General features: G+C 65.0%; 28 protein-coding genes. 12 read left to right on the top strand and 16 right to left on the bottom strand.

Annotation, left to right across the window (positions count from 1 at the left end):
- The 13 genes from SMD10_RS02160 to SMD10_RS02100 all read right to left on the bottom strand — a co-directional run bounded on the left by SMD10_RS02160 (position 1) and on the right by SMD10_RS02100 (position 10,932).
- On the bottom strand, positions 1 to 1,248 hold the full coding sequence (locus SMD10_RS02160) for a DUF3500 domain-containing protein (RefSeq protein WP_331683997.1): 1,248 nt from the start codon (positions 1,246 to 1,248) through the stop codon (positions 1 to 3).
- 220 nt (positions 1,249 to 1,468) lie between these two features.
- Positions 1,469 to 1,948 carry a ribonuclease HI gene (gene rnhA, locus SMD10_RS02155; protein WP_331683996.1) on the bottom strand — a complete coding sequence of 160 codons (480 nt, stop codon included), beginning with the start codon at positions 1,946 to 1,948 and terminating at the stop codon, positions 1,469 to 1,471.
- Positions 1,945 to 2,925 (bottom strand): homoserine kinase, encoded by a 981-nt coding sequence (locus SMD10_RS02150; protein ID WP_331683995.1) that lies wholly within the window; start codon positions 2,923 to 2,925, stop codon positions 1,945 to 1,947. Before SMD10_RS02150 ends, rnhA begins: the two co-directional genes overlap by 4 nt.
- Before the next feature lie 40 nt (positions 2,926 to 2,965).
- Positions 2,966 to 3,940 (bottom strand): 4-hydroxy-3-methylbut-2-enyl diphosphate reductase, encoded by a 975-nt coding sequence (ispH, locus tag SMD10_RS02145; RefSeq protein WP_432757165.1) that lies wholly within the window; start codon positions 3,938 to 3,940, stop codon positions 2,966 to 2,968.
- Between the two features lie 92 nt (positions 3,941 to 4,032).
- Positions 4,033 to 4,767 carry an SURF1 family protein gene (locus tag SMD10_RS02140; protein WP_331684184.1) on the bottom strand — a complete coding sequence of 245 codons (735 nt, stop codon included), beginning with the start codon at positions 4,765 to 4,767 and terminating at the stop codon, positions 4,033 to 4,035.
- A 46-nt stretch (positions 4,768 to 4,813) separates the two neighbouring features.
- The gene (locus tag SMD10_RS02135) at positions 4,814 to 5,209 is read right to left on the bottom strand and encodes a DUF983 domain-containing protein (protein WP_331683993.1); all 396 of its coding nucleotides are present in this window, start codon (positions 5,207 to 5,209) and stop codon (positions 4,814 to 4,816) included.
- An 82-nt stretch (positions 5,210 to 5,291) separates the two neighbouring features.
- Positions 5,292 to 6,170, bottom strand: coding sequence for a cytochrome c oxidase subunit 3 (locus SMD10_RS02130; RefSeq protein WP_331683992.1), 879 nt, complete (start codon positions 6,168 to 6,170; stop codon positions 5,292 to 5,294).
- A 102-nt stretch (positions 6,171 to 6,272) separates the two neighbouring features.
- Positions 6,273 to 6,899, bottom strand: coding sequence for a cytochrome c oxidase assembly protein (locus tag SMD10_RS02125; protein ID WP_331683991.1), 627 nt, complete (start codon positions 6,897 to 6,899; stop codon positions 6,273 to 6,275).
- 1 nt (position 6,900) lies between these two features.
- Entirely contained in the window at positions 6,901 to 7,032 is a 132-nt protein-coding gene (locus SMD10_RS02120) for a cytochrome c oxidase system small membrane protein (RefSeq protein WP_331683990.1), read from the bottom strand.
- Positions 7,032 to 7,976: a heme o synthase gene (gene cyoE / locus SMD10_RS02115; RefSeq protein WP_432757164.1), complete on the bottom strand. Its 945-nt coding sequence runs from the start codon at positions 7,974 to 7,976 to the stop codon at positions 7,032 to 7,034. Before cyoE ends, SMD10_RS02120 begins: the two co-directional genes overlap by 1 nt.
- A 91-nt stretch (positions 7,977 to 8,067) precedes the next feature.
- The gene (gene ctaD, locus SMD10_RS02110) at positions 8,068 to 9,666 is read right to left on the bottom strand and encodes a cytochrome c oxidase subunit I (protein WP_331683988.1); all 1,599 of its coding nucleotides are present in this window, start codon (positions 9,664 to 9,666) and stop codon (positions 8,068 to 8,070) included.
- 25 nt (positions 9,667 to 9,691) lie between these two features.
- Complete coding sequence (gene coxB, locus SMD10_RS02105; protein WP_331683987.1) at positions 9,692 to 10,594, bottom strand: cytochrome c oxidase subunit II; 903 nt, start codon at positions 10,592 to 10,594, stop codon at positions 9,692 to 9,694.
- Positions 10,595 to 10,728: 134 nt separating this feature from the next.
- On the bottom strand, positions 10,729 to 10,932 hold the full coding sequence (locus SMD10_RS02100; RefSeq protein WP_331683986.1) for a hypothetical protein: 204 nt from the start codon (positions 10,930 to 10,932) through the stop codon (positions 10,729 to 10,731).
- 80 nt (positions 10,933 to 11,012) lie between these two features.
- On the opposite strand from SMD10_RS02100, the gene SMD10_RS02095 reads away from it, so the two are divergent.
- The 4 genes from SMD10_RS02095 (at position 11,013) to SMD10_RS02080 (ending at position 14,373) form a co-directional block, all read left to right on the top strand.
- Positions 11,013 to 11,534 carry an invasion associated locus B family protein gene (locus SMD10_RS02095; protein ID WP_331683985.1) on the top strand — a complete coding sequence of 174 codons (522 nt, stop codon included), beginning with the start codon at positions 11,013 to 11,015 and terminating at the stop codon, positions 11,532 to 11,534.
- Between the two features lie 114 nt (positions 11,535 to 11,648).
- Positions 11,649 to 13,064: a metalloprotease TldD gene (gene tldD, locus SMD10_RS02090; RefSeq protein ID WP_331683984.1), complete on the top strand. Its 1,416-nt coding sequence runs from the start codon at positions 11,649 to 11,651 to the stop codon at positions 13,062 to 13,064.
- A 69-nt stretch (positions 13,065 to 13,133) separates the two neighbouring features.
- A complete protein-coding gene (locus tag SMD10_RS02085) occupies positions 13,134 to 13,841 on the top strand; it encodes an NAD-dependent deacylase (protein ID WP_331683983.1) in 708 nt (235 codons plus the stop codon).
- 109 nt (positions 13,842 to 13,950) lie between these two features.
- A complete protein-coding gene (locus SMD10_RS02080) occupies positions 13,951 to 14,373 on the top strand; it encodes a YciI family protein (protein WP_331683982.1) in 423 nt (140 codons plus the stop codon).
- Between the two features lie 91 nt (positions 14,374 to 14,464).
- Here the strand turns inward: SMD10_RS02080 and pdxH are convergent, their stop codons facing one another.
- Complete coding sequence (pdxH, locus tag SMD10_RS02075; protein ID WP_331683981.1) at positions 14,465 to 15,085, bottom strand: pyridoxamine 5'-phosphate oxidase; 621 nt, start codon at positions 15,083 to 15,085, stop codon at positions 14,465 to 14,467.
- 64 nt (positions 15,086 to 15,149) lie between these two features.
- Between pdxH and SMD10_RS02070 the strand changes: the two genes are divergently transcribed.
- On the top strand, positions 15,150 to 15,572 hold the full coding sequence (locus tag SMD10_RS02070; protein ID WP_331683980.1) for an RT0821/Lpp0805 family surface protein: 423 nt from the start codon (positions 15,150 to 15,152) through the stop codon (positions 15,570 to 15,572).
- Here SMD10_RS02070 and SMD10_RS02065 read toward each other — a convergent pair.
- Positions 15,569 to 16,189 carry a VC0807 family protein gene (locus tag SMD10_RS02065; RefSeq protein WP_331683979.1) on the bottom strand — a complete coding sequence of 207 codons (621 nt, stop codon included), beginning with the start codon at positions 16,187 to 16,189 and terminating at the stop codon, positions 15,569 to 15,571. The genes SMD10_RS02070 and SMD10_RS02065 overlap by 4 nt on opposite strands.
- 258 nt (positions 16,190 to 16,447) lie before the next feature.
- On the opposite strand from SMD10_RS02065, the gene SMD10_RS02060 reads away from it, so the two are divergent.
- The 3 genes from SMD10_RS02060 to SMD10_RS02050 all read left to right on the top strand — a co-directional run bounded on the left by SMD10_RS02060 (position 16,448) and on the right by SMD10_RS02050 (position 19,079).
- Positions 16,448 to 17,410 carry a DnaJ C-terminal domain-containing protein gene (locus SMD10_RS02060; RefSeq protein ID WP_331683978.1) on the top strand — a complete coding sequence of 321 codons (963 nt, stop codon included), beginning with the start codon at positions 16,448 to 16,450 and terminating at the stop codon, positions 17,408 to 17,410.
- 238 nt (positions 17,411 to 17,648) lie between these two features.
- Entirely contained in the window at positions 17,649 to 18,467 is an 819-nt protein-coding gene (fabI, locus tag SMD10_RS02055; RefSeq protein ID WP_331683977.1) for an enoyl-ACP reductase FabI, read from the top strand.
- A 3-nt stretch (positions 18,468 to 18,470) separates the two neighbouring features.
- Complete coding sequence (locus SMD10_RS02050; protein WP_331683976.1) at positions 18,471 to 19,079, top strand: histidine phosphatase family protein; 609 nt, start codon at positions 18,471 to 18,473, stop codon at positions 19,077 to 19,079.
- Between the two features lie 138 nt (positions 19,080 to 19,217).
- Here SMD10_RS02050 and SMD10_RS02045 read toward each other — a convergent pair whose 3' ends face one another.
- Positions 19,218 to 19,445, bottom strand: a complete 228-nt coding sequence (locus SMD10_RS02045) for a DUF1344 domain-containing protein (protein WP_331683975.1) — start codon at positions 19,443 to 19,445, stop codon at positions 19,218 to 19,220.
- A 224-nt stretch (positions 19,446 to 19,669) separates the two neighbouring features.
- On the opposite strand from SMD10_RS02045, the gene aroC reads away from it, so the two are divergent.
- The 4 genes from aroC (at position 19,670) to dxs (ending at position 24,139) form a co-directional block, all read left to right on the top strand.
- Positions 19,670 to 20,764 (top strand): chorismate synthase, encoded by a 1,095-nt coding sequence (gene aroC / locus SMD10_RS02040; protein ID WP_331683974.1) that lies wholly within the window; start codon positions 19,670 to 19,672, stop codon positions 20,762 to 20,764.
- 82 nt (positions 20,765 to 20,846) lie between these two features.
- Positions 20,847 to 21,773 carry a histone deacetylase family protein gene (locus SMD10_RS02035; RefSeq protein WP_331683973.1) on the top strand — a complete coding sequence of 309 codons (927 nt, stop codon included), beginning with the start codon at positions 20,847 to 20,849 and terminating at the stop codon, positions 21,771 to 21,773.
- Between the two features lie 24 nt (positions 21,774 to 21,797).
- Positions 21,798 to 22,073 (top strand): exodeoxyribonuclease VII small subunit, encoded by a 276-nt coding sequence (locus tag SMD10_RS02030; protein WP_331683972.1) that lies wholly within the window; start codon positions 21,798 to 21,800, stop codon positions 22,071 to 22,073.
- Between the two features lie 149 nt (positions 22,074 to 22,222).
- Positions 22,223 to 24,139, top strand: a complete 1,917-nt coding sequence (gene dxs / locus SMD10_RS02025; RefSeq protein ID WP_331683971.1) for a 1-deoxy-D-xylulose-5-phosphate synthase — start codon at positions 22,223 to 22,225, stop codon at positions 24,137 to 24,139.
- Positions 24,140 to 24,158 lie beyond the last annotated feature (19 nt).

Below are 24,158 nucleotides of genomic sequence, written 5' to 3'. Positions count from 1 at the left end.
TCAGAAGTCGTAGATGGCACCGTAATCGTTCACATGGTCGCGCCAGATCGTATGGTAGTGAATCTGATCGCCGAAAATGACACCGTTCTGGCACACGAATTCGATCCAGACGCCGGGCCCGTCGATGCGGACGTAATCGGCATGGTTATCGAGCGTCGCGTGGCCGGAAAAGGCGATATAGGTGTCGTCAAGCTCTGCCTCGTATTGCGTCATGATCGACGCGGCGGAGGTCGCTGATGTGTCGGCGACCCAGGAACGCATGGCGTCGAGCACCAGTGCTTTTTGCTCCCCAGTCAGATCACCGGCCGGAAGGCCCGCCTTCGTCTCGGGAAACTGGCCGTCCTTGCCTGGTCCGAGCAGGACATCGGAAAAGGCCTGGCTCAGCTTCGCCTTGGCCATCTGCTCTGCCGAAAGCGACGAGAGCATATCGACCATCGTGTCGCGATCATCGGTCAACGGCGCGTAGGTGGTGCCGTCCTGCGTCCAGACCTTGGGCTCGATCCCGATGAAATTGGGCGTGGCCGCGATTTCCTTGCCGGCTGCGAAAGTGTGCAGGATCGCGAGATGGTGTCCGCCGAACTGAAGCTGCCAGGTCGACGTCGTGCTCGGTTCGCCGAGGAAGGCGATGAAATAGGCGTTGCTGGAATAGGCCAGTCCGCCATCGGGCGGCGGCCCCATGTCGCCCCCGCCTTCCGGGGCCTCGGCGCCGTCCGGCATCTTCATGTCGTCGGGCGGTGGCCCCCCGCCCGGCCCGGAGGCGATGCCGGCATCTTGGGCAAGCGTCAGGATGTCGTCGGCCATGAGGACCTGGGTGAGTTCGTCGAAGCCGCTGTCCGCGTCGGTGCCGGAGGCCGCAAGAATGACGCCGAGCGCCGCCTGCCGCTGGTCTTCGTCGAGGTCGGCCAACTCGATCCCGACCCGGCAGGAGGAGCCGCAGGGCAGGTTCGACCAGGATGTCGCGTTTTCCGATGTCATCGGCAGCAGAACCTGGTTTTTCTGCTCTTCACTCAGCATGCCGAGAAAACGCTCGGCCATGCATGTCACCGTCGCCGCGTTGTCCGCTTCCGCGCGGCAGTCTTCGGGCAGCGTCATGCCGGCGGCAGGCCGGTTCAGACCCGAGACCGCGACGGACCCGTCATCCTTCAGCTCGATCGTGGCATCGGCCGAGGTTTGTCCCCACGCAGGACCGCAAATCGCGCCTGCGACGAACGTGGCCATCAGCATGGCAGCGCGTAGGATCATCGTCATCGGTTCATTTCCAATCATCTTGGCTCTGCAACTCACACATGACGCGACTGAGGAAGATTCCCGTTGCACGCCTGTTGTGCGCTCATTTGCTGCAACCGACCCGCACGACAAGGCTGCCGCAAGAGGGTTTCGAGCCATTACCGCGTGAGCCGTCCGCTCGTCATGGGCAAGGCGGAAGCGCCGATTGAGCCGGCGAAGGACCGAAAGCGCGGAGGCGCCTCTATCTTTGTCCGGCAGCCACCGACCGCTTCTTGAACGGCGCCATGCCGGCGCGGGCCAGTTCGTCGGCGCGCTCGTTCTCGTCGTGGCCGGCATGGCCCTTCACCCAGTGAAAGGTGACGTCGTGGCGGTCGCGCTCGGCGTCGAGCTGCTGCCACAGCTCGGCGTTCTTGACCGGCTTGCGGTCGGCCGTCTTCCAGCCGTTCCGCTTCCAGCCGTGGATCCACTTGGTGATGCCGTTGCGCATGTATTCGGAGTCGGAGTGGAGGTCAATCGCGCACGGCCGTTTGAGCGCCGTCAGCGCCTGGATCGCCGCCATCAGCTCCATGCGGTTGTTGGTGGTCATGGCCTCGCCGCCGGAGAGCTCCTTCTCCTTGCCCTTCCAGCGCAGGATCACGCCCCAGCCGCCGGGCCCCGGATTGCCGGAACAGGCGCCGTCGGTGAAAATCTCCACCCGCTCTTCGTCCGTCGTCTCGCTCATCGCTCGGCGGGCTCCAAATCGATGCCATAGTCGGCTGCGCTCACCACCGAGCGGTGGAAGCGCAGTTTTTTCAGATATTCTCGCGGATCCTTCTTGGTGACGAACGAGCTGTCGGGGATGGTCAGCCAGTCGTAGAGGCGGGTCAGCAGAAAGCGCATGGCCGCGCCCCGCGCCAGAACCGGCAAGGCCGCGATCTCGGCGTCCGACAGCGGCCGCACCGAGCGATAGCCGTTGATCAGCGCGCGCCCCTTGGTGACGTTGAAGGCGTGATCCGGCTCGAAGCACCAGGCGCACAGCGCGATCGCCAGATCGTAGGCGAGAAGGTCGTTGCAGGCGAAATAGAAGTCGATCAGCCCCGACAACTCGCCGCCCAGGAAGAAGACGTTGTCGGGAAAGAGATCGGCGTGGATCACGCCGCGCGGCAGATCCGCCGGCCAGGACCGCTCCAGGACGGCAAGGTCCTTGGCGATCTCGGCACCGAGCCCGGCCTGGACCTCGTCGGCGCGTCCGCCGCAGGTGTCGAACAGCGGCCGCCAGGCCGAGACCGACAGCGCGTTGGCCCGCGTCAACGCAAAGTCCGAGGCCGCGCGATGCATGCCGGCCATGGCGGCGCCCACCTGGCGGCAGTCGTTGGCGGTTGGCCGGCGCGTCCACATGCCTTCCAGGAAGGTGAAGATCGCCGCCGGTCGGCCCGCCAATTCGCCTAGTGCCTCGCCGTCGCGCGGCGGCACCGGCAAGGGGCAGGAGAGCTCGTGTTTGGCCAGATGCTCCATCAGGTCGATGAAGAACGGCAGGTCGCTCTTGGCCACCCGCCGTTCGTAGAGCGTCAGGATGAACGTGCCGGCTTCGGTGCGCAGCAGGAAGTTCGAGTTTTCGACGCCCTCGGCGATGCCCTTGTAGCTTAAAAGCTTGCCGAGATCGTAGCGCGCCAGGAATGCGGCAAGATCCGGCTCCGTCACATCGGTATAGACTGCCATCAGACCTTCGCCCCGCGTGCCGGCGCCGTCGCGCGGCCTCTCATCGCTCGGCTCCGCGGCCGTTGACGAACGCCATGTCGTCGACGGTCAGCGGCAGATCGCGCAGCGATCGCATCACCGGAAAATTCTCGTTCTCCTGGGCCGTCTGCACCAATTCGACGGTCACCGAATAGCGGCCGCGAAACGCATCGACCAATTCGTCCACCAGCACCTCGGGAGCCGAGGCCCCGGCCGAGATGGCAAGCGTCGCGCCATCGTGGAGCCTGTCCCACGGAATGTCCTTGGCGCCTTCGACCAGGGCGGCGGCCGTGGCGCCCGCCCGTTCGGCCACCTCCACCAGACGGCGCGAATTGGACGAGTTCGGCGCGCCGACGATCAGGAACAGGTCCGCGCCGGGGGCTGCCGCCTTCACCGCGTCCTGGCGGTTGGTGGTGGCGTAGCAGATCGATTCCGACGAGGGACGGTTGAGCGTCGGAAAGCGGCGCTTGAGCGCGGCGATGATGCCGGCGGTATCTTCCACCGAGAGCGTGGTTTGGGTGACGAAGCCGAGCTCGACGCCCTCGGGCGGCACGAAGGCGGCGACGTCGGCCTCCGTCTCGATCAGCGATACCGCGCCTTCGGGCAGCTGTCCCATGGTGCCGATCACCTCGGGATGGCCGCGATGGCCGATCAGCAGCACATGGCGGCCCAACCGCATGTGGCGGATGGCCTGCTTGTGGACCTTGGAGACCAGCGGGCAGGTGGCGTCGAGATAGAGCAGGTCGCGCTCTTCGGCTGCGGCCGGGACGGACTTCGGCACGCCATGGGCGGAAAACACCACGGGCTGGCCGTCGGCCGGGACGTCGTCGAGCTCTTCGACGAAGATCGCGCCCATGTTACGCAGGCCCTCGACCACATAGCGGTTGTGGACGATCTCGTGACGGACATAGACCGGCGCGCCGTACTTCTTCAGCGCCAGCACGACGATCTGGATCGCCCGGTCGACGCCGGCGCAGAAGCCGCGCGGCTCGCACATGCGGATCGTCAGCGCGGGTCTTGCTAGGATGTCGGGCAAAAGGCTCTCCGCTGTCTCGGACGCCCCGAATGAAGGGACGAGGCAGGCCGCTGTCAAGCGAGGGTGTCGTATCGGCGGCGGCGGACCACGAGCATGACCAGCATCACGACCAAAACGAGGGCCAACCCGAACCAGGTGATGGCATATTGCAGATGATCGTTCGGGAGGTCGACGATCGTCGTGCCGCCGATCGGATAGCCGCCGGGAGCGGCACCGGGTCCGGCGTCGATGAAGAACGGCGTGATTCGCACTTCGCCGGGCAGGTTCAGATCTTCGGCCATGTCGGACACGCTGCGCCAGAAGAAAATGTTCTGTCGAACGTCGTTGTCCGGCACGAAAGAGTTGGGCTTTTCGGTCTCGCCGTCGCGGGCGAGCCCGGTCACCGTGACCACGCCCTCGATCTGGCCCTCCGGCCGGGTCGCGGGGTCCTTCATCTCGTAAGGCACGAAGCCGCGATTGACGAACACCGCCCGGCCCTCGTCGAGCATCATCGGCGTATAGACGTTCCAGCCGGCTTCGCCGTCGTGGGTCGACAGGAAATAGCGCTCGCCCGCATGCACGAAGCGCCCGCTGACCTCGACCGGCCAATAGTCGACGTCGCCGGTCTCGGCATAGCGCGCGTTGATCTCGGCGAGCGGCTGCGGCGCAGAAGCCATACGGGTGGCGATCTCGTCGAGAAGGCCTTCCTTCCAGGCCAGCCGCTGCACCTGCCAGGTGCCGAGGCCGCACAGGATGACGAAGACGACGAGGCCCAGCACCAGAATGCTCCAGAGGCGGGCTCGCGACATGGGCCGGACCTGGCGCTTCGGCGCGGTTTCGGCCGGCATTTCGATCTCAGTCGTCTGTGTCATGATGCTCCAGCCGCCCCTCCGAGGCGCGGTGGCGATATTGCTGGGCGATCATGGCCCCTTTCAGCACGCGCAGAAGCGGCAGGCAGAGAACCAATACCAATGGAATCCAAAGGATCAGATGCACCCAGATGGGAGGGCTGTAGGCGACCTCGACGGCAAGCGCAAGGGCGCAGACGATGATGCTGATGAACAGGATCACGAACACCGCCGGGCCGTCGCCGGAGTCGATGAACGCATAGTCGAGGTCGCATTCGCTGCAGCGATCGGCCGTCGTGAGGTAGCCGGAAAACAGTGGCCCCTTGCCGCAGCGCGGGCAGCGTCCCTTGAGACCCGAGATGACCGGATCGACCGGCGCCTCGATGCTGTCGTGCTGGCTCATCGCTTCCTCCGTCCTGCCAGGGCGCAAATAGAAAGGGCGGTCGCCGCGGCGACCGCCCTCGTCGAAGCTCTCCTGTCGGCGGTCAGCCTTCGGCGAGCGGCGCGCCCCAGCCGCCCCAGACATAGATACAGAAGAACAGGAAGATCCAGACCACGTCGACGAAGTGCCAATACCAAGCGGCCGCCTCGAAGCCGAAATGCTTCTGTGGCGTGAACCCGCCGTTGATCGCCCGGATCAGGCAGACCAGCAGGAAGATCGTGCCGATGATGACGTGGAAGCCATGGAAGCCGGTCGCCATGAAGAACGTCGAGCCGTAGATCGACCCGGCGAAGGCGAAGGGCGCGTGGGCGTACTCGTAGAACTGGACGAAGGAGAAGATCACGCCGAGCACGACGGTCATCGACAACCCGGCGATCAGCCCCTTGCGGTCGTTTTCGAGCAGAGCATGGTGCGCCCAGGTCACCGTAGTGCCCGACAGAAGCAGAGTGATGGTGTTGAACAGCGGCAGATGCAGCGGATCGATCACTTCGAGCCCGGCCGGCGGCCATTGCCCGCCGGTGGCCTGGACGCGAGCCACCTCGATCGCCTCGTTGGGGAACAGACTGGCGTTGAAGTAGGCCCAGAACCAGGCGACGAAGAACATCACCTCCGAGGCGATGAACATGATCATGCCGTAGCGCAGATGCAGTGAGACGACGCGCGTATGGGCGCCGGCGCGGCCTTCCTCGATCGTGTCCGACCACCAGGCGAACATGGTGTAGAGCACGATCGCCAAGCCGACCAGGAAGATCCAGGGCGTGGCCAGATCCATGCCGAAGAACAGGAACTGTCCGCCCGAATGGAAACGCATCAGGCCGACGGCGCCGAACAGCATGATGAACGCGCCGAGCGATGCCAGGAACGGCCAGGGACTCGGATCGATGATGTGGTAGTCGTGATGCTTCACGTGCGTTTCAGCCATTCGCGTCCCCGGCCTCTTTTCCTCCGCGCCCGTCCCCTGGGAGGATCGAGCATCGATCGTCAATTACCAATGGCGCCGCCTGGCGCTCTTCTCGTCTCGTCGTCACAGCTTGCCCGTCGGCGTTCCGCCGGGGTCCGGTGCTTCGGCGACCGGCACGTCGCCGACAGCGACGGGAAAGAAGGTGTAGGACAGCGTGATCGGCGGTAGGCTCGCCATCTCTTCGGTTTCGCGGATATCCGGATCGACGAAGAAGACGATCGGCATGTCCTTCTCTTCTCCCGGCTCCAGCGTCTGGTTGGTGAAGCAGAAGCAGGCGATCTTGTTGAAGTAGAGCCCCGCGGCATCCGGCGTCACGTTGTAGGTGGCACGCGCGGTGATGCGCTGATCGGACAGGTTCTTCACATGATAGGCGGTCTGTCGGGTTTCGCCGAGCTTCACCCGTATCGAGCGCTCGACCGGGTGGAACGACCAGGGCACTCCTGGCGAAGAATTGGAATCGAAGCGGACCGTGATTTCCTTGTCGATCACTTCGTTCGCGCCCGCGGTAGCGCGCTGCGTCGTGCCGCCGTAGCCGGTCACCTGGCAGAACACCTGGTAGAGCGGGACCGAGGCAAAGGCTGCGCCGACCATGCCCGCCGCGAACGCCGCGCAGGCGACAGCGATCTTGAGGCCGCGACGCTGGGCCGCCTTCTGGCGCTCCGTGGCCGAGGGGATGGGACGATCCGCCATCTCAGGTCCCCATCTTCACGAGCGTGATGACGTAGAAGATGAAGACGAGAGCGACCAGCGCGACGCCGATCGCCAGCGAGCGCTTGCGACGCGCGCGCTCCTCTTCCGCGGTCAGCTTGATCCGCTCCAGCATCAGATCAGACCCATCAGCATGGGCAGCGTCTTCGCCACCACCGCCTCGCCAAGAAGGAGTGCGAACAGCGCGAACAGATAGACGATCGAAAAGCCGAACAGCTTCTTCGCCGCGAGCATCTGCGTGTCGCCGTCGGCCATCCGATAGGTGAGCCAGGCATGGCGCAGAAAATTCAAGCCGAGCAGCGCCGAGGCGACCCCGTAGACCGGGCCGGCGAAGCCCAGTACGTACGGCATGACGCCGATCGGCGCGAGCAGCAGCGAATAGGCGAGAATCTGGCGGCGGGTGGAAGCCTCGCCGGCGACGTTCGGCATCATCGGCACGGCGGCGACGCCGTAGTCCTTCAGCTTGAACAGCGCGAGCGCCCAGAAGTGCGGCGGCGTCCACAGGAAGATGATGAGGAACAGGACGACACTCTCGATCGACACGGTACCGGTGACGCAGGCCCAGCCGATCATCGGCGGAAAGGCGCCGGCCGCGCCGCCGATCACGATGTTCTGCGGCGTCGTGCGCTTCAGGAACATCGTATAGATCACGGAATAGAAGAAGATGGTGAAGGCGAGCAGCGCGGCCGCGACGAGGTTCACCGTCAACCCGAGCATGACAACCGAGAAGACCGAGAGCGTCAGCCCGAAGGCCAGAGCCTCCTGCCTTTCAATGCGGCCGAGCGGAATCGGCCGCTTGGCGGTGCGCGTCATCAGCCGGTCGATGTCGGCGTCGTACCACATGTTGAGCGCGCCGGACGCACCGGCTCCGATGGCGATCGACAGCATGGCGAAGGCGCCGAGCGCCGGATGCAGATGGCCGGGCGCGAGCATGAAGCCGGTCACCGCCGTCAGCATGACCAGCGACATCACGCGCGGCTTCAGAAGCGCGACATAGTCGCCCGGCGTCGCCAAGCTCACGCCCCGGCTGGCCACCAAGTGATTGTCAGCTTCGATCAGCGACACGGCGCACTCCACTTGTCGATCGTCTCTATCGGGCAAGGTAGGGCCGGCGCGCGGCCAGCCCATCCCTCAATCATCGACGCGGCGGTCAGCGGACCCGCGGCAGCTCTTCCCACTGATGGAAGGGCGGCGGCGAAGAGAGCTGCCATTCGAGCGTGGTCGCACCTTCGCCCCACGGGTTGGGACCGGCGATCCGCTTCCGCGAGAACGCCTCGAAGATGCCCCACAGGAACACCAGAACGGCGAAGCCCGAGATGTAGGAGCCGATCGAGGAGACGAAATTCCAGCCGGCGAAGGCGTCCGGATAGTCCGCATAGCGCCGCGGCATGCCGGCGGCACCGAGGAAATGCTGCGGGAAGAATACCAGATTGACGCCGATGAACGTCATCCAGAAGTGAATCTGGCCGATGCGCTCGTTGTACATGTAGCCGGTGATCTTCGGGAACCAGTAGTACCAGCCGGCGAAGATGGCGAAGACGGCGCCCAGCGACAGCACGTAGTGGAAGTGGGCGACGACATAATAGGTGTCGTGCAGGTAGCGGTCGATCGAGGCGTTGGCGAGCTTGACGCCCGAGACGCCGCCGATGGTGAAGAGCAGGATGAAGCCCAGCGCCCACAGCATCGGCACGCGGAACGAGATCGAGCCGCCCCACATGGTGGCGATCCACGAGAACACCTTGATGCCCGTCGGGATCGCGATGACCATGGTCGCGAACACGAAGTAGCGCTGCGTGTCGAGCGAGATGCCCGAGGTGTACATGTGGTGCGCCCACACCACGAAGCCGACTACGCCGATCGCCACCATGGCATAGGCCATGCCGAGATAGCCGAAGATGGGCTTCCTCGAGAAGGTCGAGATGACGTGGCTGATGATGCCGAAGGCCGGCAGGATCAGGATGTAGACCTCGGGATGTCCGAAGAACCAGAACAGGTGCTGGTAGAGGATCGGATCACCGCCGCCCGACGGCGCGAAGAAGGTCGTGCCGAAATTGCGGTCCGTCAAAAGCATGGTGATGGCGCCGGCCAGCACCGGCAGCGACAGCAGCAGGAGGAACGCGGTCACCAGCACCGCCCAGGCGAACAGCGGCATCTTGTGCAGCGTCATGCCCGGCGCGCGCATGTTGAGGATGGTGGTGATGAAGTTGATGGCGCCGAGGATCGATGAGGCGCCCGCAATGTGCAGGCCGAAGATGGCAAGATCGACAGCCGGCCCCGGATGGCCCGTGATCGACAGCGGCGGATACATGGTCCAGCCGGTGCCGGCGCCGTTGGAGCCCGGCGCGCCTTCCACGAACATGGAGAGCAGCAGGAGCAGGAAGGCGGGCACGATCAGCCAGAACGAAATGTTGTTCAGGCGCGGGAACGCCATGTCGGGCGCCCCGATCATGATCGGGATCATCCAGTTGGCGAAGCCGCCGATCAGCGCCGGCATCACCATGAAGAAGATCATGATGAGGCCATGGGCGGTGGTGAAGACGTTGAAGAGCTGCGGATCCCCGAAGATCTGCATCCCCGGCTCCTGCAACTCGGCGCGCATCGCCACCGACAGCGCTCCGCCGATGACGCCCGCGCAGATCGAGAAGATCAGGTAGAGCGTCCCGATGTCCTTATGGTTGGTCGAATAGACCCAGCGCGTCCAGCCGGTCGGCCTGTGATCGTGGGTGTCGTGGGCAACGGTGTCGGCCATCTCGATATCCCTCAAACCTTTCCGACTATCGTCCGGCGACCTCGACGGCATCCGCCGCCTGGATCTCGGCCATGAGCTGTTTGTTGGCATCCTCGACGCTCGTTCCCGCCGCGCTCAGCCACGTGTCGAACTGGTCCTTGGAAACCACCCGGACGGCGATCGGCATGAAGGCGTGGTCCTTGCCGCACAGCTCGGAGCACTGGCCGTAGAACATGCCTTCCTTCTCGGCCGAGAACCAATATTCGTTCATCCGCCCCGGCACCGCGTCGACCTTGATGCCGAAGGAGGGGACGGCGAAGGAATGGATGACGTCGCCGGCGGTGGCGAGTACGCGCACCACCGTGTTCACCGGAACGACCAGCTCGTTGTCGACGGCCAGCAGGCGCGGATAGGCGGCCATGTCTTCCTTGCCGGCGCCCGCCCGGTCGCCGTCCTGGAGCAGATAGGAATCGAAGGCCACGGCTTCCGCCGGTTCGGCCCCGTCGCCCGATTCGGGCTGATATTCATAGTTCCAGTACCATTGATAACCGGTCACCTTGACCGTCATCTCAGGGTCGCTCGGCGGGTTGTACTGGAGCGTGAGAAGCTGGAACGAGGGGATGGCGATCAGGATCAGGACGATCACCGGCGCGACCGTCCAAACCACCTCGATCACGGTGTTGTGGCTGGTTTGCGAGGGCGTCGCGTTGCGCGATGCGCCGAACCGGAAAACGACCCAGGCCAGGAGGGCGCCGACCAGCACCACGACGGGGATGATGAAGAAGAGGATGTAGCTGTTGAACCAGTGCATCTGCTCCGCGACCGGAGAGAACGCCCGCTGCAGCCCGATTTCCCAGGAGTGGGGCTGGCCGTCCGGCGCACCCTCCTGAGCGGCAGCCGAAGCCACCGTCGCCAGCAAGATCGAGGCTGCGATAAATTGTCTCTTCACCCATCACCCTCCCTGACACGAGGCGATTTCGCCCGGGGCCATATCGAGTTGCAACCTTTAACGGTACATGAACAGGGTTTGATATAGGTCAATGAACCGCCGGTCTAGACCCATTCGAAAAAATGCCGAACGCCTTACGCGGCGGCATTTTCGGCATCGAATCGATTTGCTCGATCCCGGGTGCCGGGCATCGCTTTTGATCCGTGCTCGGTTGGCTGTCGGGCGGCGATGCCCGGATCGGCGCTTTGCGGCGCGGTCTGCCGGAGGCTACGCTCGGGCGCGCAGACTTCAGGCTTGATGCCGCCGCCGCGTTCAAGCACAAAGGCTTGCGCAAGCATCGGCCCTCTGGTTGTGGACGCCATGTCCGCGACGGGCGGCCCGTAACCGAGCGCGTATCTGTTGGGCCACATCGATCTGGATGATGATCATGTTGAAGAAATCCGCCGCCGCGCTTTTCGCCTTCGCGTCGATCCTATGCCTGACGGGTGGCGCCGAGGCGCAGTCCGGGGCAACGGGTGCGGTGCGCTCGCAGCATGGGGCCTGGGCGGTCGTCTGCGACAAGCCGGCCGGTGCCTCCACCGAGCAGTGCGCGCTGCTGCAGAACGTCGTGGCCGAGGATCGGCCCGAAATCGGATTGTCGGTCGTGGCCTTGAAGACCGCCGACAAGCAGGCGCGCATCCTGAGGGTACTGGCTCCACTCGGCACGCTTCTGCCCAACGGGCTCGGCCTCTATGTCGACGGCAAGGATATCGGCCGCGCCCAGTTCGTGCGCTGCTTCGAGGACGGCTGCTACGCCGAGGTGATTCTGGAGGACACGCTTCTCCAGACCCTCTCGGAGGGCACCATGGCGACCTTCATCGTGTTCCAGACGCCGGAAGAGGGCATCGGCATTCCCGTCGATCTCAACGGCTTCAAGGACGGCTTCGACGCGCTGCCGTAAGAGGCCTGTCGCGCGCCCTTCACGGAATCCGCCCTGGTATCGGGCGGCCGTGTCGCCATATTGAGGTTTTCCTCGACGTGGCCGTTCGGTCGCGTCCTTCACAAGGAAGCTGCCATGGCCGTCTCCCTGATCGATCGCTTCGACCTGTCCCGCGATGCCGTCGGCGCCATCGTCGACGAAACCCTGCACGGCGCGGACGACGGCGAACTCTATCTGGAATATCACGAGTCCGAATCGCTGGTGTTCGACAACGGTCGCCTCAAGGCCGGCAATTTCAGCACTCACCAGGGCTTTGGGTTGCGGGCGGTGGCCGGTGAGTCGGTCGGCTACGCCCATTCGGGCGATCTCTCCGAGGCTGCGCTGAAGCGGGCGGCGGCCGCAGTCTCCACCATCAAGAGCGGCCATGCCGGCGTTCTCGCCGAGCCGCCGCAGGGCACCAACCGCAAGCTCTACGGCGAGGAGAACCCGATTCCCGAGCCGTCTTTCGAGGCCAAGGTTAAGCTCCTGCAGGACATCGACGCCTATCTGCGCGGCAAGGACGAGGCCGTGCGTCAGGTGTCGGTCAGCCTGGGCTCGCAATGGCAGAGCGTGGAGATCCTGCGTGCCGATGGCCAACTGGTCAAAGACGTGCGCCCGCTGGTGCGAATCAACGTCTCGGTGGTCGCCGGTCGGGGCGACCGGCAGGAGAGCGGCTCGTTCGGCGCCGGTGGCCGGCTCGGATTCGGCGGCTTCGTCACGCGGGAAAGCTGGCAGGATCTTGCCGACAAGGCGTTGCGTCAGGCGCTCATCAATTTGGAGGCCGTGCCCGCGCCGGCGGGCAGTTTCGACATCGTGCTCGGCGCCGGCTGGCCAGGCGTCATGCTGCACGAGGCCGTCGGCCACGGGCTGGAAGGCGATTTCAACCGCAAGAAGCAGTCGGCTTTCGCCGGGCTGATGGGCGAGCAGGTCGCGTCCAAGGGCGTCACCGTGGTCGACGACGGCTCGATCGCCGAGCGGCGCGGCTCGCTCACCGTCGACGACGAGGGCACGCCGACGAATCGCACCGTCTTGATCGAGGACGGCAAGCTCGTCGGCTACATGCAGGACCGCCAGAACGCCCGGTTGATGGGCATGCGGGCGACCGGCAATGGCCGGCGCCAGTCCTATGCCCATGTGCCGATGCCGCGCATGACCAACACGCTGATGGTCAATGGCGACAAGTCGCCGGAGGAGATCATCGCCTCGGTGAAGGACGGCATCTATGCCGTCTCCTTCGGCGGCGGCCAGGTGGACATCACCAGCGGCAAGTTTGTGTTCGGCTGCACCGAGGCCTATCGCATCCGCGACGGCAAGGTCGGCGAGCCGCTCAAGGGCGCCATGCTGATCGGCAACGGGCCGGAGGCGATGCATCGCGTCTCGATGATCGGCAACGACATGGCACTCGACACCGGCATCGGCATGTGCGGCAAGGCCGGCCAGGGCGTGCCGGTGGGCGTCGGCCAGCCGCATCTGCGCATGGACCAGGTGACGGTCGGCGGCACGGAGGCCTGAACGGCTGCGACATCGTGCGCCGGCGGTGCATCATGAAATAGACATGCCGGGGATGCGAAAAGGTTGGTCATGCCGAAGAGCCAAGCATCCATCGTCATCCTCACCGGTGCGGGGATTTCCGCCGAATCGGGTATCGACACCTTCCGTGACGAGGGCGGGATCTGGTCCCGCTACAGGATCGAAGACGTCTGTACGCCGGAGGGGTTCCAGCGCGATCCCGCTCTGGTCCATCGCTTCTACAACGATCGGCGGCGGTCGGGTGCCGAGGCCGAGCCCAATGCCGCTCATTTCGCTCTGGTGCGTCTTCAGCGCGACTATGCCGGCAGGGTGACGATCGTCACGCAGAATATCGACGATCTGCATGAGCGCGCCGGTTCGACCGGCGTCATCCACATGCATGGCGAGCTCAACCGCGTCTTCTGCGCATCCTGCGGAGTGCGACAGGAGCTGGCGGGCGATTCGTCGGTGGAAGACGCGTGTCCGGCCTGCTCGGCGGTGGGCCGGATGCGGCCCGACATCGTCTGGTTCGGAGAAATTCCGTATCACATGGAGGCGATCCAGGAGACGCTGTGGAGCGCCGACGTCTTCGTCTCCATCGGCACCAGCGGCGCCGTCTATCCGGCCGCCGGCTTTGTCGCCGAGGCCCGCGTCGCCGGAGCCCGGACGATCGAGCTCAATCTGGAGCCGTCGGCCGGCTCCTACCACTTCGCCTCCGCGCGGTATGGCCGGGCGACAGAGGTCGTTCCGGCTTTCGTGGATGAGATCCTGGCGGCTTGACCGGATTTTGCCGTCTCGCCAGAAAAAAATCGCGATCCTTGCCGATCAAGGGGCCCCCCGATCTTCTTGGACGCTCGGGCGATCACGGCCCTGACGATCGGAGGAGAGAATGCGCGTGATGGTTCTGGTCAAGGCAACGGAGGACAGCGAGGCGGGGCTGATGCCGTCGCCCGCGATGTTCGAAGCCATGGGAAAGTTCAACGAAGAGCTGGCGAGTGCGGGCATCCTGCGATCCGCCGACGGCCTCAAGCCGTCGTCGAACGGCAAGCGGGTGGCCTTCGACGGTGCCACTCGCACCGTTGTCGACGGTCCCTTCGCCGCGACTCGCGAGCTGGTCGCGGGCTTCTGGCTCTGGGAGGTCAAGGACATGGCGGAGGCGGTCGAGTGGGTGAAGCGTTGCCCCAACCCGATGCCGGGGCCTTCGGAAATCGAGATTCGTCCGCTTTATGAACGGGCCGATTTTGGAGATGTGTTGCCTGCCGAAGCCGCCGAGCAGGAAGAGCGGCTGCGCACGACGTCGGAGAAGCAATAGCGTCGCCCGCGCAATGACATTGCGTCGCTGCCTCTGATGACGGCGACGCACGCCCGCCGAGCGACCGAAGCCGTTCCCGGCGCTCCAGTGGTCAGGGATAGAGCCGCTCGGTGGTCCAGCCTTGCGCGGGCGCTGTTCGCTCGTAGACAAGACGGTCGTGCAGTCGGAACGGCCGGTCGCGCCAAAACTCGATGCGCGTCGGGATCAGGCGGAACCCGGACCAATGGGGCGGCCGCGGGACAGTGCCAACGCCGTATTTGACGGTGAATTGCGCCACCCGCTTTTCCAGCGCGTGACGGCTTTCCAGCGGCCGCGACTGTTCCGACGCCCAGGCGCCGATGCGGCTGCCGCGCGCCCGGCTGGCGAAATAGGCGTCGGCCTCCTCCTCGGATACGATCTCGATGTCGCCGCGCAGGCGAACCTGTCGCCTCAGGCTCTTCCAGTGAAAGCACAGCGCCGCCTTGCGCGTCGCCAGCAGCTGGCGGCCTTTGTTGCTTTGGAAATTCGTGTAGAACACGAAGCCACGCGAATCGAAATCCTTGAGGAGAACCATCCGCACGTCCGGCAGCCCGGTCTCGTCGACGGTCGCCAGCGCCATGGCGTTCGGATTGTTCGGCTCGCCGGCCTCGGCATCCTTCATCCAGGCTGCGAAGAGGTCGAGCGGCTCCTCGGCCGCGTGGAGTTCATCGTCCTTTAACGGATCTTTGGTCATAAATGCCACTCATCTGACAAAGTCCGTCCGCATCACACGGCCGGACAACAACCTCTAGAGCGCGATGCCCTCGATCAAAAGCATCTTCATTCCCGCCACTGCGGCCCTGGTGCTGGCAGGCTGTACCATTTCCGACGGCGGAATGAACGGGTTGATCGACGACACCATCACCACGGGCTCGATTTCGAAGGCGCCTGCGGCCGCCGCTCCGTCCAACGACCTGATTTCCGACAATCGCACCGTGCGCAACGCGGTCTCGGCGGCCGACATTCACACGGTCGAAGCGCAGCCGTTGCCGTGGGCCAACGCCGAGACCGGGACGCGCGGTGAGATCACCGCGATCACCGAGATCAAGGGCGGCGGGCAGATCTGCCGTCTGTTCAAGACATCGCGCCAGCGCTTCGACGGCATCGCCCTCTACAACGGCGAGGCCTGCACGAACGGCGCGGGCGAATGGACGCTAACGCGCTTCGCCGAAGAAGGCTAGCCTTCGGCTGCCCTGTCGGTCGGCGGGCCCGCCGTCGGGTCCCGGCCCATGCGCATTCGCCCATAGCGCCAGCTCCAGGCGGTCATCAGGGCGAAGAACACGATCCACATGGTTTCGCTGGTTGGCAGGAAAATGGCGATTGGCAGCAGCGGAATGAGCGCCAGCCGCAAGGCGGCCTCGATGAAGAGCCCGATGGTCCAGGCGATGGTGATGGTGCGCAAGGTGGCGCGATAGCGCGGGCTCGTTCCCCAGCGCTGCTCGGTCTCGGCTCGCGACTGGGCATCGCTGCCGGCGGCCAGATGAAAGACCAGCGGACGGCGGGCGAACAAAGAGGCGCCGAAGATCAGGCCGACCGACGCGGTGATCATCGAGCCCTTGGCGAGCGCCAGCGTCGGGCTGTCGACCGCAAGGGCGCCCAGCGCCGAGGCGACGGTCGCCGCCAGCACGATGAGGCCCAAGGCCTGGATCCGTCGTTCCCGCAAAAACGCCCAGAGCACCGACACGACGGGGAAGATGGCGCCGGCAATCAGCGCATGAACGGTGCCCACGCCATAGCCCGTCAGGACGAGATAGGTGGCGTAGGGCAGAACCGCGCTGACGATGATGTCTTTCAGCATGGGGGCCATACACGACGTTGGACGGTGGACGATCAGTCGGTCTCGGTCCAGGTCGCCGAGACCGTCAGTTGATGTCCGTTTCGATTGACCTGCTTATATCGTCGGGCCGGTTCGTCGTCGACGGATACGGCTCTTCGGCATCGACCCGTCGGCGCGCCATCTTAAAAAACGGCTCGATCCTCTCCATATAGGAACGGTTGCCGGAATCTGTCCTCCGGTCCTATCCAAGTCAGTGCCATAGCGGAGAGCAGAAGCTTCATGCGTGATCCGTATGCCGTGCTCGGCGTGCCCAAGACTGCGAGCGAGAAGGAAATCAAGTCCGCCTTCCGCAAGCTTGCGAAAAAGTATCACCCTGACGCGAATGCCAAGGATCCCAACGCATCCGCCCGCTTCAACGAGGCCAACCAGGCGTACGAGATCCTCGGCGACAAGGAAAAGCGCGGCCAGTTCGATCGCGGTGAGATCGACGCCGAAGGCAAGCCCAAGTTTCAGGGCTTTTCCGGCTTCGGTGGCGGACGACCGGGCGGCGGGGCGCAAGGATCGGATTTCCACTCGAGCACGCGAGCCGAGGATTTCGCCTCGGAAGCCGCCTTTTCCGACTTTTTCGAGCAAGCCTTCGGAGGCGCCGGGGGAGGCGGGGGCGGAGGCTTTGGCGGGTTTGGCGGTTTCGGTGGCCGCCGCGGGACGCGCGGGTTCACCGCAGCACGCAACACGCCGGCCAAGGGCGAGGACATCCGCGCCAACCTGAAGGTCCGCCTCGAGGACGTCGTTGCTCACCACAAGGTGGAGGCGATCTTTCCCAGCGGCAAGCGGCTGGCGATCCGCCTGCCGGACGGCGTCGAAGACGGTCAGACGATCCGGCTGCGCGGCCAGGGCCAGCCCGCCGCCTTCGAAGGCGCGCCGGCCGGCGACGCATTGGTCACGATCGAATTCGTCAAGCATCCACGCTTCGACGTCGTCGACCGCGATCTGACGCTCGATCTGCCGGTGCCGCTCGAGGATGCCGTTCTGGGCGGCAAGGTCACGGTGGAAACCCTGGACGGACGGATCTCGCTCACCGTGCCGCCCTGGTCGAATTCCGGCAAGACCATGCGGATCAAGGGCAAGGGTCTGACCAAAAAGGGCGGTGGCCACGGCGACATTCTGGTGGCACTCAAGGTCATGCTGCCCGATGCGCCGGATCAGGATCTCATCGACTTTTTCCGCTCGCGCCGGCCCTGAGAGGTGCGCGGACGGCCTCCGGCGAGACTTCTTCGCGAAAGATACGGCGTGCAAACAAAAAGTTAGCACGCCCCGCGCGCATCCCTTCGACGGCATGCCACTCCAGGCCTTGCCCCGACGGCGCCGGGCGACGGTCCGCCCTGGCCGCCGGCGCGCTGGCTTGAAGGTCCTGGAAGGCTGTGCCATACCCCCCGCCGCACAGCGCTGGCTGCGCAGTTAGTCCCCGGAGGATGCGATCATGGTTCAAGCGAACGGCCTCATGAACGGCAAGCGCGGCATCGTCATGGGGGTGGCGAACAATCGTTCGATCGCATGGGGAATTGCCAAGGCTCTTGCCGATCAGGGTGCCGAGTTGGCCCTGACCTATCAGGGCGAGGCCCTGAAGAAACGGGTCGATCCGCTGGCGGAAGAACTGGGCGCGATCGTCGTCGGCCATTGCGACGTCACCGACGAGCCGACCATCGATGCGGTGTTCGAGACGGTGCGCGAGCGTTGGGGCACGATCGATTTTCTCGTCCATGCCATCGCCTTTTCCGACAAGGACGAACTGACCGGCCGCTACATCGAGACGACGCGGGACAACTTCCGCAAGACCATGGATATCTCCGTCTATTCGCTGACGGCGGTGGCGGCGCGCGCCGAAAAGCTGATGCCGAACGGTGGCTCGATCCTGACGCTGACCTACTATGGCGCCGAGAAGGTGATGCCGCACTACAACGTCATGGGTGTCGCCAAGTCGGCGCTCGAGGCGTCGGTGCGCTATCTCGCGGTCGACCTGGGCGGCAAGGCGATCCGCGTCAACGCGATTTCCGCCGGTCCGATCAAGACGCTGGCGGCGTCGGGCATCGGCGACTTCCGCTATATCCTGAAGTGGAACGAGTACAATTCGCCGCTGAAGCGGACGGTGACCATCGACGAGGTCGGCCAGTCGGCGCTCTATCTGCTTTCCGACATGTCCAGCGCCGTAACGGGCGAGGTTCATCACGTCGACAGCGGCTATCACACGGTCGGCATGAAGGCCGTGGACGCGCCGGACATCTCGGTGGTCAAGGACTGAATCGTGGCGCTTTCCCTCGGCAACCTGCCGCTGCTCTATCTCAGCCGCCATGGCCAGACCAGTTGGAACGCCGAGGAGCGCATCCAGGGCCAGCGCGATATCCCGCTCAACGAGATCGGCCGCGCCCAGGCAAAACGCAACGGCCGGCGGCTCGCCGAGGTCCTCGGCGCCGGGGCCAAGGACCTCTATTTCCTGGCCAGCCCGCTGTCACGCGCCTGCGAGACGATGCGCCTCATCCGAACCGAACTGGGCCTGCCGCCTGCCGATTTCGAGACCGACGCCCGGCTGAAGGAAATCCATTTCGGCGATTGGCAGGGCTCGACGATCAAGGAACTCGCGGTCGTCGACGCCGCGGCGGTGGAAGAGCGCGAAGCCAACAAGTGGCACTATGTGCCGCCCGGCGACGATGCGGAAAGCTACGAGGCGCTGGCAGCGCGCGTCGCACCGGTCTTCGAGGGGCTGGACCGGCCGAGCCTGATCGTCGCCCATGGTGGCGTCATGCGTGCCTTCTTCAAGCTCTACGAGGGTGTTGCCGTCAATCACGCGGCGCATGCCCAAATCCCGCAGGATCAGGTTCTGCGGGTGGCCGACAACCGGGCAGAGTGGATCTGAACTCGATCTGCCGGGCCGTTCATGCCGCGCCTTCCGGGCACGGACGAGCATCTGCAGAAGGAACCCCGGAGAGCCCGGCGCGAGCGGCGTCGAGCACTTGTCGTAGGGTTGCCTCAGCGATGATCCTGGAAGCTTCGCTCAGCTCTCGGTCTCGTCGTAGATGACGTAGACTTCCATGCCGGGTTCGACGGCGGCATAGTCGAATTCGGGCGGCAGAAGGTAGATGCTGCCATCCTCGAGCCTCAGCATCGCGTTCGCTTGGTCGATTTCGACGACCCGGCCGGCAGTCTCCTGCGCCAGCGCCGGGATGGTCAACGCAACGCTCAGGAACGAACAGGCGAAAAAGGCTACGATTCTCTTGGCCATTCCCACACCCTCCATTGCACCCCGGTCCTGTGTTCTCCCTGCCGCATCCAGCGGCGAGGCGATGTTTCGTGATTTGCTTACCGTCAGACGGAATTATGGCATTTGCTGGGGCGGCTATGCTTAACAATTTGTAAAGCCGCATTTCGATTGTTTATGTGATCGATTGACCCCGTTGGCGCGCGTCCGTAAACGAACGCCATTCTGTTTCGAGCGAGCCAATTCCCATGTCGCACAACAGCTTCGGTCACCTGTTTCGCGTGACCACCTGGGGCGAAAGCCACGGGCCGGCGATCGGCGCCGTCGTCGATGGCCTGCCGCCCGGCCTCCGGTTTTCCGAAGCCGAGATCCAGGCCTGGCTCGACCGGCGGCGACCCGGCCAGTCGCGTTATACGACGCAGCGGCAGGAGCCCGATCGGGTGCGGGTTCTGTCGGGTGTCATGCCGGGCGAGGCCGAGGGCGAACTGGTCTCCACGGGCACCCCCGTCTCGATGATGATCGAAAACGTCGATCAGCGCTCCAAGGACTATTCCGACATCGCGCGACGCTATCGCCCCGGACATGCCGATGTCACGTACGACATCAAATACGGCGTCCGGGACTATCGCGGCGGCGGGCGCTCGTCGGCGCGCGAAACCGCGTGTCGGGTCGCGGCCGGCGGGTTGGCGCGCAAGGTGGTGCCCGGACTGGTGGTGCGCGGGGCGCTGGTGCAGATCGGCGACATCCGGATCGACCGCGATCGTTGGGATTGGGACGAGGTCGGTCGCAATCCGTTCTTCTGCCCGGATGCGAAGACAGTCGAGCGCTGGGCGGAGTTTCTCGATCAGGTGCGCAAGCGCGGCTCCTCGGTGGGCGCCGTGGTCGAGATCGTCGCCGAGGGCGTGCCGGCCGGCATCGGCGCGCCGATCTATGGCAAGCTCGATCAGGACATCGCCGCCGGACTGATGTCGATCAACGCGGTCAAGGGTATCGAGATCGGGGCGGGGTTCGAGGCTGCGACGCTGTCGGGCGAAGAGAATGCCGACGAAATGCGGATCGGGCCGGACGGCAGACCGGAATTCCTGTCCAACAAGGCCGGCGGCATTCTGGGCGGCATTGCCACCGGCCAGCCGGTAGTGGCGCGATTTGCCGTGAAGCCGACCTCGTCGATCCTGACGCCGCGCCGTTCGATCGACGCCGACGGCAACGAGGTCGAGGTGATGACCAAAGGGCGGCACGATCCCTGTGTCGGCATCCGGGCGGTGCCGGTGGGCGAGGCGATGGTCGCCTGCGCCATCGCCGACCACTATCTGCGCCATCGCGGCCAGACCGGAAAAGGATGAGGGACGGGTTTCTTTCCAAACCGTAATCGCGCATTGCGCGTGATGGTGTGGAAGCCTTCGCGGAGAGCGCTAATTTCTGCTCATGCACACCCGCTTCTATCACGATCCGGTGTTCGCCGAGCATATGACCGGCCCAGGGCATCCCGAGCGGCCGGAGCGGGTGCAGGCGATTGCGGCGGCACTGGAGGCGGAAGCCTTCCATTTTCTCGACCGGGCGGCCGCCGTGGAAGGTACGCTGGAGGCGATCGAGCGCTGTCATCCCGAAAGCTTCGTGCGCAAGATCGCGAAGGCGGTCCCCGATAGCGGCCTGGCGCGCGTCGAGTACGATACGGTGCTGAGCCCGAAAAGCTTCGCGGCGGCGATGCATGCCGTGGGCGGCGCCTGTGCCGGCGTCGACGATCTCATGAGCGGTGCTGCCAGCAGCGTGTTCGTGGCCGGACGGCCTCCGGGCCATCACGCCGAACGCCAGTCGGCCATGGGCTTCTGCCTTTTCAACACGGCGGCGATCGCCGCTCGTCACGCGCAGGCGGTGCATGGGCTCGAGCGCATCGCGATCGTCGATTGGGACGTCCACCACGGCAACGGCACCCAGGACATCTTCTGGGAAGACCCCTCCGTGCTCTACGCTTCGACGCACGAAATGCCGCTCTATCCGGGCACCGGCGCCACGACGGAGATCGGGGCGGGCAACATCGTCAACGCCCCGCTCAGATCCGGTGACGGCAGCGAGCCGTTCCGCGAGGCGTTCAAGTCGCGCATTCTGCCCGCCCTGCATCGCTTCCAGCCCGATCTCGTCATTGTGTCCGCCGGCTTCGACGCGCATTATCGCGATCCGCTCGGCCACCTGAAGCTGTCGGAAGGGGATTTCGACTGGGCCACCAGCCGCCTGCTGGACATCGCCGACCGATATTGCGATGGCAGGCTCCTCTCCGTGCTGGAGGGCGGCTATGATCTCACCGGCTTGGCCAATTCGGTCGCCGCGCATATCCAGCGCCTGATGACGGGCTGAGCCGGCTGAAAGAACAGGACAGGAATGACCGACCAAGCGAATGAACAGGCTTTGCCCGCCGACGATTCGGACATCCGGCGGATGACCTTCGAGGAGGCGCTCGCCGCCTTGGAGCGCATCGTCGCCGATCTGGAACATGGCGACGTCCCGCTCGACCGTTCGATCCGAATTTATGAGCGGGGCGAGAAGCTGAAGAACCATTGCGAACGGCTGCTTTCGGCCGCCGAGGACAAGATCGAGAAGATCAAGGTTTCGCGCAACGGCAAGCCCGAGGGGGCCGAACCTCTCGATCTCGGTTGACCGTTGGGAAGCGGCGTCGTTGGACTTTCCGTTGGAGGATGCTTGATTCCGGCGTCGCGAACCCGATTTTAGAATGAGTCTCACCGCTTCGGGCCCCGAGCTTCGCAGGCTTAGCGGCAGGCCCGAACGCAAAAGGTTTCTCCGTTCCCGTGTCAGAAGAATCGAAAACGCCGCTGCTCGATTGCGTCAGAACTCCGGAAGACCTGAGGCAACTCCCCGAATCGAAGCTGAAGCAGGTGGCCGGCGAACTGCGCGTCGACCTGATCGATGCAGTGTCGGGCACTGGCGGCCATCTGGGCGCGGGTCTCGGTGTGGTCGAACTGACCGTCGCGCTGCACTATGTTTTCGACACGCCCGACGACCGCCTGATCTGGGATGTCGGCCATCAGGCCTACCCGCACAAGATCCTGACCGGAAGGCGCGAGGGGATGCGCACGGTGCGCCAGGAGGGCGGCCTCTCCGGTTTCGCCAAGCGCACCGAGAGCCCCTTTGACGCCTTCGGCGCCGGACACTCCTCCACCTCGATCTCGGCCGGCCTCGGCATGGCCGTGGCGCGCGACCTGTCCGGCGGCGACAACCGGGTGGTCGCGGTCATCGGCGACGGGGCGATGTCGGCCGGCATGGCCTACGAGGCGATGAACAACGCCGGTGCGCTCGACGCCCGGCTGATCGTCATCCTCAACGACAACGATATGTCGATAGCGCCGCCGACGGGCGCGATGAGCGCCTATCTGGCGCGTCTCGTCTCCGGCCGGACCTATCGGGCGTTGCGTGCCGGCGCCAAGAATTTCTCCCGCCATCTGCCCGATTTCATGCGCGAAGGGGCGCGGCGCACCGAGGAACTGACGCGCAGCCTGTTCACCGGCGGAACGCTGTTCGAGGAACTGGGCTTCTATTACGTCGGGCCGATTGACGGGCACGACTTCAACCATCTGCTGCCGGTTCTGAAGAATGTCCGCGACGCGAAGACCGGGCCGATCCTCGTCCACGTCGTCACCAAGAAGGGCAAGGGCTATCCGCCGGCGGAAAACTCGGCCGACAAATATCACGGCGTCGGCAAGTTCGACGTGATCACCGGCGCCCAGGCGAAATCCAAGGCCAACGCGCCGAGCTATACCAAGATCTTCGCCGATACCTTGGTCGCCGAAGCCCGCGAGGACGACCGGATCGTCGCGATCAACGCTGCGATGCCCTCGGGCACCGGCCTCGACGCCTTTGCCGAGGCTTTTCCCAAACGAACGTTCGACGTGGGCATCGCCGAGCAGCATGCCGTGACCTTCGCGGCAGGTCTGGCGGCTGAGGGCTACAAGCCGTTCTGTGCGATCTATTCCACCTTCCTGCAGCGCGCCTACGACCAGATCGTGCACGACGTGGCGATCCAGCGCCTGCCGGTGCGCTTCGCCATCGACCGGGCCGGCTTCGTCGGCGCCGACGGGCCGACCCATTCGGGCTCGTTCGATACCGGCTTCCTGGCGCCGCTGCCGGGCATGGTGGTGATGGCGGCGGCCGACGAGGCGGAACTGCGCCACATGGTCAAGACCGCCGTCCTTTACGACGAAGGACCGATCAGCTTCCGCTATCCCCGCGGCGCCGGTGTCGGCGTCGATCTGCCGGAGCGCGGGCAGGCGCTCGCGATCGGCAAGGGCCGGATCGTCAAGGAAGGCACCAAAATCGCGATTCTCTCCTTCGGCTCGCGGCTCGCCGACAGTCTGGCGGCGGCGACCGACCTCGACAGCTTTGGACTTTCGACGACGGTCGCCGACGCGCGCTTCGCCAAGCCGCTGGATCAGGATCTCATTCTGCGGCTGGCTCGCGATCACGAGGTTCTGATCCTGGTGGAGGAGGGGGCGTCCGGCGGTTTCGCCTCGCAGGTGCTGCATCATCTGTCGGTTCGCGGCCTTCTCGACGGCGGCCTGAAGGTTCGCGCGCTCACCATGCCGGATCGGTTCGTCGAGCACGCCGCTCCGGAGGCGATGATCGCCCAGGCCGGACTCGACAAGGCCGGCATCGTGGATGCGGCGTTCAAGGCTCTGGGCGAGAGTGCCAAACGCAGCCTGCAGGCATGACGGCTCGTGCCGCTGGATT

The organism is Consotaella aegiceratis, from assembly GCF_036541425.1.
GTDB lineage: Bacteria > Pseudomonadota > Alphaproteobacteria > Rhizobiales > Rhizobiaceae > Consotaella > Consotaella aegiceratis.
The sequence above is the reverse complement of the archived record's forward strand: the minus strand, read 5'-3'. Positions and strand labels throughout refer to the sequence as shown.